We start from the raw sequence: 16,456 nt of genomic DNA on the forward strand, positions 1-16,456 counted from the left end.
GGTTTTATTTCCCGTTTCCGGCGACGTTATCGCCGTCGCGGGTGAGCCACCAGGCCCCTAAGATTGGTATCGTTGTTACCAGCATCACCAACAGCGCGACAACGTTGGTGACGGGCACATCTCGCGGCCGCCCCAGCTGATTCAGTAACCACAGCGGCAAGGTTCGCTCATGCCCCGCGGTAAAAGTCGTGACGATGATTTCATCAAATGACAGGGCGAATGCCAGCATCCCGCCCGCCAGCAGCGCCGAACCCAGATTGGGTAGCACCACGTAGCGAAAGGTCTGCCAGCCAGTCGCCCCCAAATCCATCGAGGCCTCCACCAGGCTCCAGGAGGTCCTGCGGAAGCGAGCGATGACGTTGTTAAATACCACCACCACGCAGAAGGTCGCGTGCCCCACCACGATGGTCAGCAGACCAGGCTCCAGGCCGACCGCTTTAAAGGCTGTCAGGAGCGCCAGGCCGGTTATAATCCCCGGCAGGGCGATGGGCAGGAGCAGCAGTAGCGACACCGCGTTCTTACCAAAAAAGGTGCTCCGCCACAGGGCGCCTGCAGCAAGCGTGCCAAGCACTAAGGCAATGGCCGTCGACAGGGCGGCGATCTTAAGTGACAACGTCACAGCTTCCAAAATATCGCTGCGCCCTGCCGCCTCACTGAACCAGCGCAGCGTCAGCCCCTGCGGCGGAAAGCTGAAGGCAGCATCTTCGGTATTAAAAGCATAGATGGCGATGATCAGCAGCGGAAAGTGGAGGAACACCACCCCTCCCCATGTCGCCAGTTTCAGGTACCAGGGTGCGCGTTCAGAGTGCATCGAAGGCTCCCAGACGTTTCACGAACGCCAGATAAAGGGCAATCAGCACGATCGGCACGAGGGTAAACGCCGCCGCCATCGGCATATTGCCGATCGCCCCCTGCTGCGAGTAGACCATATTCCCGATAAAGTACCCCGGTGGGCCGACCAGTTGCGGCACGATAAAATCGCCCAGCGTCAGCGAAAAGGTGAAGATCGACCCGGCGGCAATTCCGGGAATAGCCAGCGGCAGGACCACGTAGCGAAAGGTCTGCCGTGGGGCAGCGCCAAGATCGGCCGAGGCCTGCAGCAGAGAGCCCGGAATACGCTCCAGCGCCGCCTGCACCGGCAGGATCATAAAAGGCAGCCAGATGTAGACGAAGACCAGAAAGCGTCCGAGGCCGGAAGTGGATAAGGTGTTGCCGCCCACCGCCGGGACGGTCAACAGAGCGTTCAGCGCCCCTTCCAGCCCGAGATGGCCGAGGAACCACTGCGCTACGCCATCTTTGGCCAGCAGCAGCACCCACGCGTAGGCCTTGACGATATAGCTGGCCCACATCGGCAGCATGACCGCGATATAAAAGAAGGCCTTCATTTTGCCGCTGGTGTAGCGCGCCATATACCAGGCCATCGGCAGCGCCAGCAGGGCGCTGGCCAAGGTCACGCACAGCGCCATCACCAGGGTGCGGACGATAATGTCGTAGTTGGCGGGGTTGAACAATGCCTGCAGGTTGGCCAGCGTAAAGTCGCTGGTCACCGACATGGTGAAGTCGTCAAAAGTGTAGATACTCTGCCACAGCAGGGTCAGCAGCGAGCCCAGATAGACGATGCCAAACCACATCAACGGCCCAAGCAGCAGCAAAAACAGGCCCAGCGCCGGCCGGCGCCAGAAGATCCCCGATACGCGTCCGGCCTGCGCAGGAACAATCGCCATGGTCATCTCAGCCTCCGCTTTCCAGCGGGGTCATCGCCGCCCGCGACCATGACGCCTGCACCGTTTGCCCGGTTCGAGGAACGCTCGCCGCCGCCGCGCCGTCGATATTGGCCTGGCTAACCAGCAGCTTGTCGCCATCCGCCAGCCGGAGCTCGATCCGCGTCGCCGCCCCCTGATACTGTACCGCCTGAACCACGCCCTGCACCTGCACCTCCCCGCCGCCCTGCAGGCGAACATGCTCCGGGCGCAGCGACCAGCAGCCCGCCAGGCCGCATAACCGCCGGGCCGCCTCGGCCTCAAAGACGTTGGCGGTGCCGACAAAACCGGCGACAAAGGCGGTCTTCGGATGCAGATAAAGATCCTGCGGGGCGTCCACCTGCTCAATGCGCCCGTTGTTAAACACCGCCACGCGATCGGACATCGACAGCGCTTCGCTCTGGTCGTGGGTAACGAAGATGAAGGTGATCCCCAGCGACTGCTGTAGCTTTTTCAGCTCCACCTGCATCTGCTCGCGCAGCTTTAAATCCAGAGCGCCCAGCGGCTCGTCGAGCAGCAGCACCCGCGGCTGGTTCACCAGCGCCCGGGCGATGGCGACCCGCTGCCGCTGACCGCCGGAGAGCTGGGAGGGCTTGCGATGGTGCGCAAAACCGAGGGCCACCTTTTCCAGCGCTTCCTGGGCGCGGGCATGGCGCGCTTTCTTCGCCACGCCTTTGACCATCAGGCCGTAAGCAACATTGTCGAGGATCGACATATGGGGAAACAGCGCATAGTCCTGGAACACGGTATTGACGTCCCGCTGCCAGGGCGGCAGCTCGCTGGCCGGCTGACCGAAGATCCGGATGGTGCCGCCGGAGAGCTGCTCAAAACCGGCAATCAGCCGCAGGCAGGTGGTTTTCCCCGAGCCCGAAGGACCCAGCATCGAGAAAAACTCGCCGTCACGGATGCCAATGCTGACCCCGTCCACTGCCCGTACATCGCCATACAGGCGCGATACATTCTGAAACTCGACCGCATACGTCATTGTTTGCCTCCGATCCTTAGCGGCCGCCCATTATCGCAATGTAGTCCTGCGTCCAGCGGCTGTAGGGAACGTATTTCCCCCCCTCGGCAATCGGCGTTTTCCAGAAGTGGATGCGGGTAAACTGGTCATAGCCGTTGGTCTCACAGCCTTTCTCTCCGAGCAGCGCGCTGGCTTTACAGCCCTCAGGCACCACCGGCAACGAGCCGAACCAGGCCGCCACATCGCCCTGCACCTTCGGCGTGAGCGACCAGTTCATCCATTTATAGGCGCAGACCGGGTGCTTCGCCTCGCTGTGCAGCATGGTGGTATCCGCCCAGCCGGTCACCCCCTCCTTCGGAAATACGGTGGCGACAGGCTGGCCTTCCGCCTTCAGGCCGTTGGCCTGATAGGGCCACGAGCTGGAGGCGGCCACCCCTTCGTTTTTGAAGTCGTTCATCTGCACGGTGGCGTCATGCCAGTAGCGGTGAATCAGCGGTTGCTGGTCACGCAGCACTTTCAGCACCGCGTTGTACTGGGTTTCGGTCAGCTGATAGGGGTCGTCGATCCCGAGCTGTGGTTGGGTGGCTTTGACAAACAACGCGGCGTCGGCGATATAGATCGGGCCATCATAGGCCTGCACCCGCCCCTGATTGGTTTTGCCATCCGGAAGATCCTGCTTCACGAAGACCACGCTCCAGCTGTCCGGCGGCGTCGGGAATACGCGCGTGTTGTACATCAGCAGGTTCGGTCCCCACTGATACGGCGTGCCGTAAACTTTGCCCCCGACGTTAAACCATGCCCCTTGCGCAATGCGCGGGTCAAGAGTGCGCCACCCAGCAATCAGCGCTGTGTTAATCGGCTGAACGCGTTTACCCATGATCAGACGCAGCGAAGCATCGCCCGAGGCGGTCACCAGATCGTAGCCCCCCTTAGCCATCAGGCTGACCATTTCGTCGGAGGTGGCGGCGGTTTTCACATTGACCTGACAGCCGGTCTCCTTTTCAAACTGGCTGACCCAGTCGTACTGCTTGTCGGTCTGACCGCGTTCGATATACCCCGGCCAGGCGATAATATCCAGGCGCCCTTCCGGTTTATCCAGCGAGGTGAGTGGCTCAGCCGCCTGTACGGTCAGGCAGGCCATCCCCAGCACATAAAGGCTGCAACGGGCCAATTTTTTGCTCATCAGGTGTTACTCCTGTCACAAGGGAATTAGCGGCAGCCGTGCCGTAAAAATATCTCCTGAAATAAGGGTAGTCAGCGGATTAACGCCCTCGAGGGAATTTATTCAGGTTGTGACCCGGGACGCATTACGCAAAAATCGCCAACACAAGAATGACTTTATGGATTATAGACAACGAGTTAGAGAAAAAGGAGGGGTATGCATATTTCCTATGGTGAGCGCCGGTAAAATAATGACCGGCCTCGATAAAAAAAACTCTTCGTTTATTTATAGCGATTGGTTATCGCGGCGAAAAATAGCCAAAGCGATCAGGAAAGCTGCTCACGAATTAGTTCACCCAGCCGCTTCACCCCTTGCTCTTCGCGTTCTCCCCAGCCCCAGGCGGTATTGAAACGGAAAAACGAGGTCCAGCTGGCAGAGGTGGAAAACATTTTTCCCGGAGCGATGCTGATGTGCGACGCCAGCGCCCGGGCGCTCAGCACGCTGGCGTCCGCCCCTTCCGGTAGTTCGATCCACAGAAAATAGCCGCTGTCGCTGTGATGAATAGTGACCTCCGGCGGCAGATGGCGCAGCAGCGCCTGCCAGGCCTGCTGTTTACGTTCCGCCAGCTGGCGACGGAGACGGCGCAGATGGGCGTCGTAGCGTTTGGTCGACAGGTAATCCACCAGGGCTAATTGCATCGGCGAGCTGGTGGAGAGCGTACTCATCAGCTGCAACTGCTGGATCCGCCGCGCCTGTTTCCCTGCCGCCACCCAGCCGATACGAAAGCCGGGCACCAGACATTTTGAAAACGAACTGCAGTGCAGCGTCATATCTTGTTGATCCCAGAACTTCGCCGGCAACGGCTTCTCGCGGCCAAAATAGAGCTCACTGTAAACATCATCTTCAATCAGCATCACGTTATAGCGCGCCAACAACGCCACCAGCGCCGCTTTTTTTTCGGCGCGGAGGGTGAAGCCGAGCGGGTTCTGACCGTTGGTCATCAGCCAGCAGGCCTTGACCGGATAGTTTTGCAGGGCCGCCTCCAGCGCCGTCAGGTCAATGCCCTCCTTGACGTCGGTGGCCACCGACAGCGCCTTCAGGCGCAGCCGCTCCAGCGCCTGCAGGGCCCCGTAAAAACAGGGATTTTCCACCACCACCCAGTCCCCCGGCTCGGTCACCGCCTGCAGGCTAAGGTTTAACGCCTCCAGCGCTCCGGCGGTAATGACGATCTCGTCGGGCGAGACGTTCATCCCCTGCAGAGCATAGCGCCGGGCAATGGCGTGCCGTAGCTCCGCGTTGCCCGGCGGCAGGTTCTCAATCACGCTCATGGCGGTGGCGGTTTTACTCACCTGCGCCAGCGAACGGTTAAGCTGCTGGAGCGGAAAGAGGCGCGGATCCGGGAAGGCCGAGGCAAAGGGCAGCATTGACGCCTGGCGGCTGGCCTGAAGCACCTCAAAGATGTAAGTATTGATATCAACCGCTTCATCGCGGGTCACCTGGGCAGGCGGCGCCGGCTGACGAAGCTTCACCGGCTGGGGGGCAACGTAATACCCTGACTGTGGTCGGGCGACGATACGCCCCTGGCTTTCCAGTAGCTGATAGGCATGGCTGACGGTCATAAAGCTCATGCCGCTGCTGATCACCTGCTCGCGCAGCGAGGGGAGCCGATCGCCCGGTAACCAGACGCCCAGCGCGATCTGGTCGGTCAACTGCTGCGCCAGCTGTTGATACTTTTTCATTGTTACCCTTTCCTTGCTGCAACCTCCTTTTATCATATATCAGTTGTTATAAATTAACAGTTTTAAGAAACTGTTATGTAAAACAGCGCAACCCTATCGCGCAGAAAGCCCCCAGGCCGGAGTTACGCGAAAATTGCCCAAAACAACGTAATTATGCCCAACCAAAAAATGAGCATGATACCGAGCGTAATACATAAACTATGTAATCCTTTTTCTGACATGTACATTCCTTTGTATTGATATCCTGAGAATAAAATACAAAGCGCGGTAAAAGACGACAATTTAAAATTATTTAATTCACAATTAACTGCCTCATCTTTTTTACTGTTCCTAATACTAATAAATGAGTTGAAGCATAAACTTTTATGAATAAAGTACCGACAAGAAATGCTCTGACTGTCGTGCTCTGAGGATATTGCCCAAAAAACCTGAAAGGCCATAGCCGCCTCAGTTCAGGTCTAAGCCAATTCGTAAGCCTTCGATAATTAAGGGATATATATAATCCATATTTCCCCATGGCCAATAATTTGGTTGTGCTTTCAGGGTTGAAAAAACGGCGCGACTCCCTCGAGGGGCAGTACTGCGCCGAATGTCCCGGAGACAGGCAAAAAGATCATAACAGCCGTTAACTGTTATGCTAAAAAATGGCCCGACTGCCTCTGCCCCCTTGCCACCGCCCTGCCTAAAATTGCGCTGAATCAATTTTGTTGTGGAGTCCTGCATGTTCGGTCTTGATGCATTCCATCTGGCGCGAATTCAATTCGCCTTTACGGTCTCGTTTCATATTATCTTTCCCGCCATCACCATTGGCCTGGCGAGCTACCTGGCGGTTCTCGAAGGCCTGTGGCTGAAAAGCAAAAATCCCACCTGGCGCTCGCTGTACCATTTCTGGTCGAAGATCTTCGCCGTCAACTTCGGTATGGGAGTGGTATCCGGGCTGGTGATGGCCTATCAGTTCGGCACTAACTGGAGCGGTTTCTCGCAGTTCGCGGGCAGCATCACCGGCCCCCTGCTGACCTATGAAGTCCTGACGGCGTTCTTTCTCGAAGCCGGTTTTCTCGGGGTCATGCTCTTCGGCTGGAACCGCGTGGGGCCGGGGCTGCACTTTTTCGCCACCTGCATGGTAGCCCTGGGGACCATCATCTCAACCTTCTGGATCCTCGCCTCCAACAGCTGGATGCAGACTCCGCAGGGATTTGAAATCGTCGATGGCCAGGTGGTGCCCGTCGACTGGCTGGCGGTGATTTTTAACCCGTCGTTCCCCTACCGCTTACTGCACATGACGGTGGCGGCATTTCTCAGCAGCGCGCTGTTCGTCGGCGCCTCGGCGGCCTGGCATCTGCTGCGCGGCAATCAGTCGCCAGCGATCCGCAAGATGTTCTCCATGGCGCTATGGATGACGCTGCTGGTCGCGCCGGTCCAGGCGCTGATCGGCGATATGCATGGCCTGAACACCCTGAAACACCAGCCGGCAAAAATCGCCGCCATTGAGGGCCACTGGGAAAACCCGCCCGGCGAGCCTACGCCATTATTGCTGTTTGGCTGGCCAGATATGGAGCAGGAGCGCACCCGCTACGGGCTTGAGATCCCGGCGCTGGGCAGTCTGATCCTCACCCATAGCCTGGATAAACAGGTGCCGGCGCTGAAGGAGTTCGCCCCTGAGGATCGCCCAAACTCCACCGTGGTGTTCTGGTCATTTCGCCTGATGGCCGGTCTGGGTATGCTGATGCTGCTGCTCGGGGTGCTGGCCCTGTGGCTGCGCCGTGGCGACCGGCTGTACCACTCGCGGCCGTTTCTGCGCTTCGCCCTGTGGATGGGCCCCTCAGGACTGATTGCCATTCTCGCCGGCTGGGTGACCACCGAAGTGGGCCGCCAGCCATGGGTAGTGTATGGCGTTCAGCGCACCGCCGAGGCCGTTTCCGCCCACGGCGATCTGCATATGTCGGTCAGTTTGTTGACCTTTATTGTGGTTTATAGCGCCGTCTTCGGCGTTGGCTACAGCTATATGCTGCGCCTGATCCGCAAGGGGCCGCAGGCGGTGCAACCCGCGACAACCGGTACGCCAGCCCGCCCACTGTCCGCCGCTACTGAAGGTTATCTGCAGAAGGAGTCCCGCTAATGGGTATCGAATTATCGGTGATCTGGTTCGTGATTATCGTCTTTGCCACGCTGATGTACATCGTCATGGACGGCTTTGATCTGGGCATTGGCATACTGTTCGGCACGGTCGAGGGCAGCACAGAGCGCGACGTGATGGTGAACAGCGTCGCCCCGGTTTGGGATGGCAATGAGACCTGGCTGGTGCTGGGCGGCGCCGGTCTGTTTGGCGCCTTTCCTCTTGCCTACGCGGTGATAATCGACGCCCTGTCGATCCCTCTGACCCTGATGCTGATCGGCCTGATCTTTCGCGGCGTGGCCTTTGAATTTCGCTTCCAGGCCACGCCGTCGCACCGGCCGTTCTGGGATCGCGCCTTTTTCGGCGGTTCCCTGCTGGCAACCTTCAGCCAGGGCGTGGTGGTCGGAGCGGTGATTAATGGTTTTACCGTCAGCGGTCGCGCCTTCAGCGGCGGCATGTTTGACTGGCTGACCCCGTTCAACCTCTTTTGCGGACTCGGGCTGTGCGTGGCCTATGCGCTCCTCGGCGCCACCTGGCTGGTAATGAAGAGCGAAGGCGCGCTGCAGCAGCGGATGCGCAGGGCGTCGCGGCAGATGCTGATCGCGCTGCTGGGGGTATTTGCCGTCATCAGCCTGTGGACGCCGCTGGCGCACCCGGCGATCGCCGCCCGCTGGTTCAGCCTGCCGAATCTCTATTTCCTGCTGCCGGTGCCGCTGCTGGTGCTCCTGATTAGCGCCTGGCTATGGCGCACGCTGCCTCTGCATGACCGCCATGTCTCGCCTTTCACCCTGACGCTGAGCCTGGTGTTTCTCGGCTTTAGCGGACTGGGGATCAGCATCTGGCCGCATATTATTCCGCCGTCGATCACCCTGTGGCAGGCCGCCGCCCCGCCGCAAAGCCAGGGCTTTATGCTGGTGGGCGCGCTGCTGATTATTCCGGTTATTCTTGGCTATACCTGCTGGAGCTATTACGTGTTCCGCGGCAAAGTCCAGCCCGGGGAGGGGTATCATTGATGAAAACCGTCTGGTCCAAACGTCTGCTGTGGCTGATCGCGCTGTGGGGAGGCAGCGTGCTGACGCTGGCCGCCATCAGCCTGCTATTTCGCCTGCTGATGACCGCCGCAGGTCTTAAAGTTTGAACCGGGATGCAGAGTATTCCGGATCTGGACTTCTCCATCTTGTCTTCACTTTTACCTGCTGAAATACGCGGACACATCAGAATAAAGGATATTGCTATGAAGTAGTTAGCTTTACTGTCCGCCGCGTTGACGCTGGGAATATCGTCATGGGCTTTCGCTGCCGACAACCCGCCGCCGCCGCCAGAAAAAGGCGCGCACCATCAGGGTAAATTGCCGGCGAAAAAGGGCCAACACGACGGTAAGCAAGTGCAACACAACGGCAAGCAGCCGCAGCATGATGGCAAGCAACCGCAACGAGACGGCAAACAACCGCAGCATGGTGGTAAGCAGCCGCCAAAAGGCGGCGAGCACAGCGGGAGACCACTGCCGCCAAAAGCGTAATCCCTCAGGCCTGGCCTTCTACGCCAGGCTTTTTTCACCCTCTTTCAGCAGACATTGACAAACCCTTGCCCTTCTTTGATAAATCGGGAAAAAAACCTGCACAGCCCCTGGCATAGTAAGCCCACGCCATTGATTCACAGAGAAAAGGTATGTTGAGAAGAAGCACGAGTGCCCTGCTGTTGTTGTGCGCGCTATTTTCCGGGCATCTGCTGGCCCACCGTCAGGGGCACGATTACTTTCCGGTACAGGGTCTCGAACAGCAGCTGCTGCATGAGGCGGATAGCGATGAGCTTCGCAGCCGGTGCGAAGAGAACGCCGCCGACCTGCGCGAGCATCACCGCTGGCAGGACGCCCGCAAACCGCGGGCATCACACAGCCAGTAGCGTCGCCGCCGATCAGACCCCTTTGCGCTTCGGCAGGGTCTTCATCAGCTCGTCAGGGCTAACGGAGGCCACGATGCTCCCCGGATGCGGCATTTTGAGGATATGGTTTTTGATCTTGCCGACCACGTGCATTTCGCACGGACGGCAGTCAAACTTCAGGGTTAACACTTCATCGCCATGGATCAGCTGCATCGGCGTGGCTTTCCAGCTCTTGATGGAGCCTTTCGCCTGTTTCGGACAGAGATTGAAGGCAAAGCGCAGGCAGTGTTTGGTGATCATCACCGGCACATCGCCCTTCTCTTCGTGCGCTTCATAGGCGGCATCAATCAGCTGCACGCCATAGCGCTGGTAGAACGCCCGCGCCTTATGGTTATAGACGTTGGCGAGGAAGGAGAGATGGGTCTCCGGGTAAACCGGGGGCGGCACGGAGACCGGCTTGCGGGTACCGCGCTGCCAGGCGTTGAGACGCGCGTCATCCAGCATTTCGGCGGTTTCACGACGCAGCTGGTTGAGCAGGCTGTTGGGAACAAACAGCGGCGGCAGGTTGACCTGCACATCGCGCGCATAATAAATGGTTTGCCCCAGTTTTGTGACACCGTCACGCAGGTTGGTTAGCGCTTTCTCTGCCTGGTTAGCTTCGGCAAACGCCCCGTCAAGGGTATGGGTCACGCTGACGCCATCTTCACAGGTCATGGTGAGAACCAGCTGCTCCTGCCAGCCGCTTAGGGTGACGTCTACGGCGATGCGGCGTTCGCTGGAGGTCTTCAGCAGCGCCTGCTGCCAGTTGTGGTCGAGGTTGCGGTTAAGCGCCTGATGCGGACGCACTTTATGCAGATCCGCAGGCATCTCGTTCGGCCACACCCGATAGCGATTTTTGCCAGTTTTTTCCACGGTATTGGCGCGGAAACCCACCACTTCGCGCTTAATCATCACGTTAAGGCCGTCGCCGTTGGTTAACGGTTCGCTAACCTCGACGTCGAGATGGTCTTTACCCACCTTCAGCACTTCGCCCACCGGCAGTCCGATAAATTTTGGCGAATCAAAGGCGCCGATATCGCCTTTACGGGCATTAACGAAGTAGTCGGTGCTGCCGCGGTGGAAGGTTTTATCGGTGGACGGGATAAAGAAATGCTCGGTGCGGCCGGCTGAAGCGCGCGCGAGGTCGCCGCGGTCTTCGATTATGGCGTCCAGCATCTGGCGGTAGTGAGCGGTGATGTTTTTCACGTAGCTCATGTCTTTGTAACGGCCTTCAATTTTGAAGGAGCGTACCCCGGCGTCGATCAGCGCCGCCAGGTTGGCGGTCTGGTCGTTGTCTTTCATCGACAGGAGATGCTTTTCATAGGCCACCACGCGCCCCTGATCGTCCTTCAGGGTATACGGCAGGCGACAGGCCTGCGAGCAGTCGCCGCGGTTGGCGCTGCGTCCGGTCTGAGCGTGGGAAATGTAGCACTGGCCGGAATAGGCCACGCACAGCGCGCCATGGATAAAGAATTCAATGGTGGCGTCAGTATTATCGTAGATGGCTTTGATTTGACTGAGGTTCAGCTCGCGCGCCAGCACGATCTGGCTGAAGCCGGCGTCTGAGAGAAACTTTGCTTTCTCCACGCTACGGATATCGCACTGGGTGCTGGCGTGCAGCTCGATTGGCGGCAGATCCAGCTCCATGATCCCCATATCCTGAACAATCAGCGCATCGACGCCCGCGTCATAGAGATCGGTGATCAGCCGCTGCGCCGGCTCCAGCTCATCGTCATGCAGAATGGTGTTCAGCGTCACAAAGACCTTGGCGCCAAAGCGATGGGCGAAAGGCACCAGCCCGGCGATGTCACTCAGGCTGTTGCTGGCGTTGTGGCGGGCGCCAAAGCCAGGTCCACCGATATAAACGGCGTCAGCGCCGTGAAGGATCGCTTCGCGAGCGATACCGGCGTCGCGGGCAGGACTAAGAAGTTCAAGACGATGATTGTGCAGGCGCATACGCGTGTTGTTATCCAGTATAAGGAGGTCGAAATGGCGGCTATTGTAGTCAGAACCGGGCGCAGACGAAAACCTTTTCCGCCGTCGCGGGACGACGAATTTTCAGTTTTCAGCAAAGTATTGAAGGAAAAGATATTTCCTTCAAATCACCGTACAGAGTACTGTCATTACGTATTCCGGATTTTCCTCGTCACGTTGTGAGTGGTTATCATCAGTCATCTTGTCTGGCCGCGGGTTCGCCCGCGGTTTTTTCTTTTGGATAATGGATAAGCGAATGGAAATGAGCCGCCAGGACGCCGCTGTTCCGATAGGCATGCGCCGCATCGCCGGCGAAGCGCCGCCCCTCACCCGCCTGCAGCGAGTGCCACTCCCCCTGTAAGCAGAGCTCCAGAGTACCGCTAATCACCACCACATGCTCAATCACCCCTTGTTCATGCGGCGTCGATTCACTCAGCGCCCCGGGAGCGAGGGTTATCGAGAAATGATCAAAGCGCAGCTCCGGGTCCCACGGAAAGACAGGGGTTACCACCATCGCCTGCTGCTGCGGGTCAAACGCGGAGGGCGCCACGCTGTCATCCGGAACGATAAATGCCGAAAACGGCACGTTCAGCCCGGTGGCAATCTTCCACAGCGTCGCTACCGTCGGACTCGATTCATTCCGCTCTATCTGCCCGAGCATGGCTTTCGACACCCCGGTCTCTTCCGCCAGACGCGACAGGCTCCAGCCGCGCTGCTGACGCAGATGTTTGAGGGTGGCCGCCAGATGTTGCGCAATATTCATCCTACCTCCTGATTTTTCAGCCCAGAGTATACCCCCATTTGCCTCATTCTACAGGGCGATTAGCGGCATCGCGGGCCGTTTGCGACGAGCGCCTCGGTGGCGCTACCCTCACGCCGCGAATAGCTTGTGCGCTATAACGTACAATGATAGAGTAAACGGACGTTATAACGCACAAGAGAAAACTATGCGCTCGTTTACCGTTCCGCTTCCCACCCTGTTCGCCGGCTTCGTCGCCGTGCTGGTGGGCTACGCCAGTTCTGCCGCCATCATCTGGCAGGCCGCCGCGGCCGCCGGCGCCACGCCCGGGCAGATCGCCGGCTGGATGACGGCCCTGGGCCTCGCCATGGGCGTCAGCACCCTCGCGTTGAGCGGCTGGCGAAAAGTGCCGGTGCTCACCGCCTGGTCAACGCCGGGCGCCGCCCTGCTGGTCAGCGGCCTGCAGGGGGTGACCCTACCCGAGGCGGTGGGGGTATTTATCTTCGCCAATGCGCTGATCGTCCTCTGCGGCGTCACAGGCCTGTTTGCCTGGCTGATGAAAATCATTCCCCATTCGCTGGCCGCCGCAATGCTGGCCGGCATTCTGCTGCGTTTCGGTTTGCAAGCCTTCGCCGGCTTACAGGATCATCTGCTGCTGTGCGGCGGCATGCTCGCCGCCTGGCTTCTGTGTAAGGCGCTGTGGCCCCGCTTCGCCGTGGTGGCCGCGCTGGCTGCGGGGGCGCTGATAGCCGCGGTCTCCGGGGAAGTAGCCAGCGCCGCTGTGCCGCTGGCGTTTGTCGCACCGGAATGGATCGCCCCGCAGTTTACCCCGGCGCTGCTTCTCAGCGCCGGCCTGCCGTTCTTCCTCGTCACCATGGCTTCACAGAACGCGCCCGGGTTCGCTACCCTGCAGGCAGCAGGCTATGTCGTACCGGTCTCCGCGCTGATCGTTGTCTGCGGGGTGCTGGCGCTGCTGCTGGCGCCGTTTGGGGTCTACTCCATCTGTATTGCGGCGATCACTGCCGCCATCTGCCAGAGCCCGGAAGCGCACCCGGATCCTCAGCAGCGCTGGCTGGCGGCCATGGCTGCCGGCGGTTTTTATCTGCTGGCCGGTCTGTTCGGGGGATCGATCACTGCGCTGATGTCGGCCCTGCCGACAGCGTGGATCCAGATGCTGGCCGGCCTGGCGCTGCTCGGCACCATCGGCGGTAGCCTGTTTCAGGCGGTACACCAGGCCAGTGAGCGCGACGCGGCGGTGCTGACCTTTCTGATCACCGCCAGCGGGGTGACGCTGGCGGGAATTGGTTCGGCGTTCTGGGGCGTGATGCTCGGCGGAGTGAGCTACGGCGTGTTATCCGCGCTGCGCCGCCCGTAGCTGGGAGGGCGTCAGGCCGGTGGCGGCTTTGACCCGATGGCTGAAATGGCTGGCGGAGCTGAAACCGCATGCCAGAGCGATCTCGGTGAGCGGCAGCGCGCTGTGGCAGATCAGGTTTTGCGCCTTCGCCATTCGCTGCTGCATCACATATTGATGCGGAGCCATATTCAGCGACTGGCGGAACATACGGGCAAAATGAAATTCACTCAGTCCCGCCTGCTGCGCCAGGTCGGCCAGGGTCAACGGCTGATCGAGATGAGCGTCAATCCAGGCCAGCACGTGACGCTTCACCCCTGGCGCCAGTCCTCCTGTGACCGAGGGCAAGCGCCACTGCACTGTGGAATAGTGCTGGATCAGATGGGTGAGCAACAAACTGCTGGCGGCGCTAAGTGTCAGCTGGTTCGCCGGCTGTCGCCAGTCATTAGCCAGCAAAAACTGACGATACACGCTGGTGATTTTGTCATCGCTGGCGAAGGTTTTTTCCTGCAGGGTGAAGTTAGCCGGGCTGCGATCCCACACTTCCTCCCCAACGCGGCGCAGATGCGCATCGGTACAATAGAGATGGACAAACGACAGATCGCCGCGGATATCCCAGACGCTTTCATCGCCTTTCGGCATCAGGCAAAAGCGATCCGGGCCGCCGCCATTCTTCCAGCCGTGCGGCGTCTTTTGATAGCTTTCATAACCATCGGCGATGTACAGGCTTAAGGTATGATGATCGCTGCGCACCGTCACGGTATCGCAGTTGTTATACCACGCGGCCAGTTGAATACCGGAATTCAGCTCCACGGTGCCCTTCAGCACCGCATTCTGTCGCCGTAATGTTTCAAACGTCCCGTAACCCATCGCCTTCACACATCTGTTCTGTCAAGAAAACTCTAGTCTAGGGAGACTGCGATGCGGTTTCCAGTCCTCACCGCCGGCAAAAGACAAATAAGCGCAAGAATTTGCAAGCCGACAACAAGCGGATGAAAGCCGCAGGTTGCGGCAGGCGGCATACTCCTCCGTTCAACAAGCAGAGGAGAACCAGGGTGAACGCATTACTTTATGCACTCGTTGTCGTTATCTGGGGGACGACGTGGATTGCTATTTTTTTACAGCAGGGGCCGGTGGCGGCGCCGGTATCGATATTCTGGCGTTTCGCCGTGGCCAGCGTCACAATGCTGACGATTCTGCTCGTCACACGACGTCTGCGGCCGCTGGGCGCGAAGGACCATTTCTGCTGCCTGCTGCAGGGCTGCTGCGTCTTCTGCTTCAATTTCTGGTGCTTTTATACCGCCGCCGCCTGGATCAACACCGGTCTGGAATCGGTGATCTTTTCCATGGCGGTACTGTTTAACGCCATCAACAGCTTTCTTTTCTTCCGCCAGCAGCCGCCGGGACGCTTCTGGGCTGCCGCCGCGCTCGGTCTGGCCGGTATCGTCACCCTGTTCTGGGATGACCTGCTGGCCAACGGGCTAAACGCTACGCTACTGTGGGGGATCGGTCTGAGCGCGCTGGGCACCTATGGCTTTTCGCTGGGCAATATGTTCAGTATTCGTCACCAGCGGCGGGGGCTGGAGACGCTGACCACCAACAGCTGGGCGATGCTGTACGGCACGCTGGTGATGGGGGCTATCGCTCTGCTCCGCGGGGATAATTTCATGCCAGAGTGGACCGTCAGCTATCTTGGCGCCCTGCTTTACCTGGCGCTGTTCGGCTCAGTTGTCGCCTTCGGCGCCTATTTCACCCTTGTAGGGCGCATCGGCGCCAGCAAAGCCGCCTACAGTACGCTGCTGTTTCCGCTGGTCGCCCTGTCCATCTCCACCGTCTATGAAGGGTATGTATGGCACAGCAACGCCGTTATCGGACTGGCGCTGATCCTGTTGGGTAATCTGGTGATGTTTGCCAAACCGGAACAGCTGCTGCTGCGCCGAAAGCTGGCCTGAAACGGCGGAAGATAAATCAGCGCCGTCGGCAGACGGCGCTGACGAGATTACCGCTGGGAAGGGTCGAATTTGACGGCGTCTACCGCCATATCATCGATCACCTGCTTCATGGTTTCGATAGTCAGCGGCGTGTTTTCATTGGCCAGGGTTTTGCCCTCACCTTTACGAACCACTTTGATCACCGGCTTGTTGGTGCTGGCGTCAATCAGTTCGGCTTCAAAATAGAGGTCGGTGTCCATCGTACGATGGCCGGTGGCGGCTTGAGTACCGGCCACAATCATCGCTACCGGAACCACTTCATAGAACTGCAGCCCTTCTTTGCTGGAGTCCACTCCGGTGATCGCCCCGCGGAAAATAAGGCTACGCTTGCCGGCGGTGGTTGCCAGCGGTTTACGCTCGGAAATGGCCTGTTTGAGCTGCTTGTTGGTGTAATTCAAAATATCCTGCAGCGCCTTTTCACCCACCTGGGTCGTCGGCTTCGGTACCGGATAGTACGTTACCGGATGGTAGACGACATTATCGTAGTTGGCCGGATTGTAGTTTGGATCGATCCAACGCAGCTCCGACTTACCGGAGGCAGTGGTGGCTTCTTTCAGGTTGGAATAGTCTTTTAAAAAGCCCGAATACTGATTCGGTTGCGCCAGTTTGGACGCACAGCCCGTCAACGCTAACATCCCCGCCAGAGCGGCGACTTTAAATAACACGCGAGTACGCATAAAGAGATCCCTGTAAATGCAGTTTTTTCGGCAGACGTTATAGCAGATAAGACCCACTAGTTT

The 16,456-nt window shown here is 58.9% G+C and carries 17 protein-coding genes; 8 read left to right on the forward strand and 9 right to left on the reverse strand.

Annotated elements, in window-relative coordinates:
- Window positions 1–4 precede the first annotated feature (4 nt).
- The 5 genes from ABLU50_RS21805 to ABLU50_RS21825 form a co-directional block, all read right to left on the reverse strand.
- Window positions 5–811: an ABC transporter permease gene (locus ABLU50_RS21805; RefSeq protein WP_017900483.1), complete on the reverse strand. Its 807-nt coding sequence runs from the start codon at window positions 809–811 to the stop codon at window positions 5–7.
- On the reverse strand, window positions 801–1,730 hold the full coding sequence (locus tag ABLU50_RS21810) for an ABC transporter permease (protein ID WP_004202776.1): 930 nt from the start codon (window positions 1,728–1,730) through the stop codon (window positions 801–803). Before ABLU50_RS21810 ends, ABLU50_RS21805 begins: the two co-directional genes overlap by 11 nt.
- Before the next feature lies 1 nt (window position 1,731).
- Window positions 1,732–2,745, reverse strand: a complete 1,014-nt coding sequence (locus tag ABLU50_RS21815) for an ABC transporter ATP-binding protein (RefSeq protein WP_004202778.1) — start codon at window positions 2,743–2,745, stop codon at window positions 1,732–1,734.
- Between the two features lie 16 nt (window positions 2,746–2,761).
- Window positions 2,762–3,907: a putative ABC transporter substrate-binding protein YdcS gene (gene ydcS / locus ABLU50_RS21820; protein WP_017900481.1), complete on the reverse strand. Its 1,146-nt coding sequence runs from the start codon at window positions 3,905–3,907 to the stop codon at window positions 2,762–2,764.
- Window positions 3,908–4,212: 305 nt separating this feature from the next.
- Complete coding sequence (locus ABLU50_RS21825) at window positions 4,213–5,625, reverse strand: PLP-dependent aminotransferase family protein (protein WP_023318406.1); 1,413 nt, start codon at window positions 5,623–5,625, stop codon at window positions 4,213–4,215.
- A 721-nt stretch (window positions 5,626–6,346) separates the two neighbouring features.
- On the opposite strand from ABLU50_RS21825, the gene ABLU50_RS21830 reads away from it, so the two are divergent.
- From ABLU50_RS21830 to ABLU50_RS21850, 5 genes are all read left to right on the forward strand, one after another.
- Window positions 6,347–7,744, forward strand: coding sequence for a cytochrome ubiquinol oxidase subunit I (locus ABLU50_RS21830; RefSeq protein WP_023318407.1), 1,398 nt, complete (start codon window positions 6,347–6,349; stop codon window positions 7,742–7,744).
- A complete protein-coding gene (gene cydB / locus ABLU50_RS21835; RefSeq protein ID WP_087833027.1) occupies window positions 7,744–8,754 on the forward strand; it encodes a cytochrome d ubiquinol oxidase subunit II in 1,011 nt (336 codons plus the stop codon). Before ABLU50_RS21830 ends, cydB begins: the two co-directional genes overlap by 1 nt.
- Complete coding sequence (locus tag ABLU50_RS21840; protein ID WP_004202785.1) at window positions 8,754–8,879, forward strand: DUF2474 domain-containing protein; 126 nt, start codon at window positions 8,754–8,756, stop codon at window positions 8,877–8,879. The genes cydB and ABLU50_RS21840 overlap by 1 nt, the downstream gene beginning before the upstream one ends.
- A gap of 114 nt (window positions 8,880–8,993) precedes the next feature.
- Window positions 8,994–9,260: a hypothetical protein gene (locus ABLU50_RS21845; RefSeq protein WP_323084161.1), complete on the forward strand. Its 267-nt coding sequence runs from the start codon at window positions 8,994–8,996 to the stop codon at window positions 9,258–9,260.
- 149 nt (window positions 9,261–9,409) lie between these two features.
- Window positions 9,410–9,643, forward strand: coding sequence for a DUF2554 family protein (locus ABLU50_RS21850; RefSeq protein WP_017900476.1), 234 nt, complete (start codon window positions 9,410–9,412; stop codon window positions 9,641–9,643).
- 12 nt (window positions 9,644–9,655) lie between these two features.
- On the opposite strand, the gene ABLU50_RS21855 is transcribed toward ABLU50_RS21850, so the two are convergent.
- Window positions 9,656–11,617 (reverse strand): U32 family peptidase, encoded by a 1,962-nt coding sequence (locus ABLU50_RS21855; protein WP_087833026.1) that lies wholly within the window; start codon window positions 11,615–11,617, stop codon window positions 9,656–9,658.
- A 33-nt stretch (window positions 11,618–11,650) separates the two neighbouring features.
- On the opposite strand from ABLU50_RS21855, the gene ABLU50_RS21860 reads away from it, so the two are divergent.
- A complete protein-coding gene (locus ABLU50_RS21860; RefSeq protein WP_032431237.1) occupies window positions 11,651–11,818 on the forward strand; it encodes a hypothetical protein in 168 nt (55 codons plus the stop codon).
- A gap of 10 nt (window positions 11,819–11,828) precedes the next feature.
- On the opposite strand, the gene ABLU50_RS21865 is transcribed toward ABLU50_RS21860, so the two are convergent.
- The gene (locus ABLU50_RS21865) at window positions 11,829–12,398 is read right to left on the reverse strand and encodes an XRE family transcriptional regulator (protein WP_004202791.1); all 570 of its coding nucleotides are present in this window, start codon (window positions 12,396–12,398) and stop codon (window positions 11,829–11,831) included.
- 184 nt (window positions 12,399–12,582) lie between these two features.
- Here ABLU50_RS21865 and ABLU50_RS21870 point away from each other — a divergent pair, with 184 nt between their 5' ends.
- The gene (locus ABLU50_RS21870; RefSeq protein ID WP_087833025.1) at window positions 12,583–13,749 is read left to right on the forward strand and encodes a benzoate/H(+) symporter BenE family transporter; all 1,167 of its coding nucleotides are present in this window, start codon (window positions 12,583–12,585) and stop codon (window positions 13,747–13,749) included.
- Here the strand turns inward: ABLU50_RS21870 and ABLU50_RS21875 are convergent.
- Window positions 13,726–14,595 (reverse strand): AraC family transcriptional regulator, encoded by an 870-nt coding sequence (locus tag ABLU50_RS21875; protein ID WP_004202793.1) that lies wholly within the window; start codon window positions 14,593–14,595, stop codon window positions 13,726–13,728. The two genes, ABLU50_RS21870 and ABLU50_RS21875, sit on opposite strands and share 24 nt — an antisense overlap.
- 185 nt (window positions 14,596–14,780) lie before the next feature.
- Between ABLU50_RS21875 and ABLU50_RS21880 the strand changes: the two genes are divergently transcribed.
- The gene (locus ABLU50_RS21880) at window positions 14,781–15,677 is read left to right on the forward strand and encodes a DMT family transporter (RefSeq protein WP_032456156.1); all 897 of its coding nucleotides are present in this window, start codon (window positions 14,781–14,783) and stop codon (window positions 15,675–15,677) included.
- A gap of 47 nt (window positions 15,678–15,724) precedes the next feature.
- On the opposite strand, the gene ABLU50_RS21885 is transcribed toward ABLU50_RS21880, so the two are convergent.
- Entirely contained in the window at window positions 15,725–16,393 is a 669-nt protein-coding gene (locus ABLU50_RS21885; protein WP_004202796.1) for a DUF3313 domain-containing protein, read from the reverse strand.
- Between the last annotated feature and the right edge of the window lie 63 nt (window positions 16,394–16,456).

The organism is Klebsiella sp. GG_Kp173 (assembly GCF_040062415.1).
Classification (GTDB): Bacteria; Pseudomonadota; Gammaproteobacteria; order Enterobacterales; family Enterobacteriaceae; genus Klebsiella; species Klebsiella quasipneumoniae.

Coding starts and splice junctions, on each gene's coding strand:
- ABLU50_RS21865 (WP_004202791.1), bottom strand. CDS start 12,398: ATGAATATTGCGCAACATCTGGCGGCCACCCTCAAACATCTGCGTCAG.
- ABLU50_RS21830 (WP_023318407.1), top strand. CDS start 6,347: ATGTTCGGTCTTGATGCATTCCATCTGGCGCGAATTCAATTCGCCTTT.
- ABLU50_RS21825 (WP_023318406.1), bottom strand. CDS start 5,625: ATGAAAAAGTATCAACAGCTGGCGCAGCAGTTGACCGACCAGATCGCG.
- ABLU50_RS21850 (WP_017900476.1), top strand. CDS start 9,410: ATGTTGAGAAGAAGCACGAGTGCCCTGCTGTTGTTGTGCGCGCTATTT.
- ABLU50_RS21875 (WP_004202793.1), bottom strand. CDS start 14,595: ATGGGTTACGGGACGTTTGAAACATTACGGCGACAGAATGCGGTGCTG.
- ABLU50_RS21815 (WP_004202778.1), bottom strand. CDS start 2,745: ATGACGTATGCGGTCGAGTTTCAGAATGTATCGCGCCTGTATGGCGAT.
- ABLU50_RS21840 (WP_004202785.1), top strand. CDS start 8,754: ATGAAAACCGTCTGGTCCAAACGTCTGCTGTGGCTGATCGCGCTGTGG.
- ABLU50_RS21855 (WP_087833026.1), bottom strand. CDS start 11,617: ATGCGCCTGCACAATCATCGTCTTGAACTTCTTAGTCCTGCCCGCGAC.
- ABLU50_RS21860 (WP_032431237.1), top strand. CDS start 11,651: ATGGCGGCTATTGTAGTCAGAACCGGGCGCAGACGAAAACCTTTTCCG.
- cydB (WP_087833027.1), top strand. CDS start 7,744: ATGGGTATCGAATTATCGGTGATCTGGTTCGTGATTATCGTCTTTGCC.
- ABLU50_RS21810 (WP_004202776.1), bottom strand. CDS start 1,730: ATGACCATGGCGATTGTTCCTGCGCAGGCCGGACGCGTATCGGGGATC.
- ydcS (WP_017900481.1), bottom strand. CDS start 3,907: ATGAGCAAAAAATTGGCCCGTTGCAGCCTTTATGTGCTGGGGATGGCC.
- ABLU50_RS21870 (WP_087833025.1), top strand. CDS start 12,583: ATGCGCTCGTTTACCGTTCCGCTTCCCACCCTGTTCGCCGGCTTCGTC.
- ABLU50_RS21885 (WP_004202796.1), bottom strand. CDS start 16,393: ATGCGTACTCGCGTGTTATTTAAAGTCGCCGCTCTGGCGGGGATGTTA.
- ABLU50_RS21805 (WP_017900483.1), bottom strand. CDS start 811: ATGCACTCTGAACGCGCACCCTGGTACCTGAAACTGGCGACATGGGGA.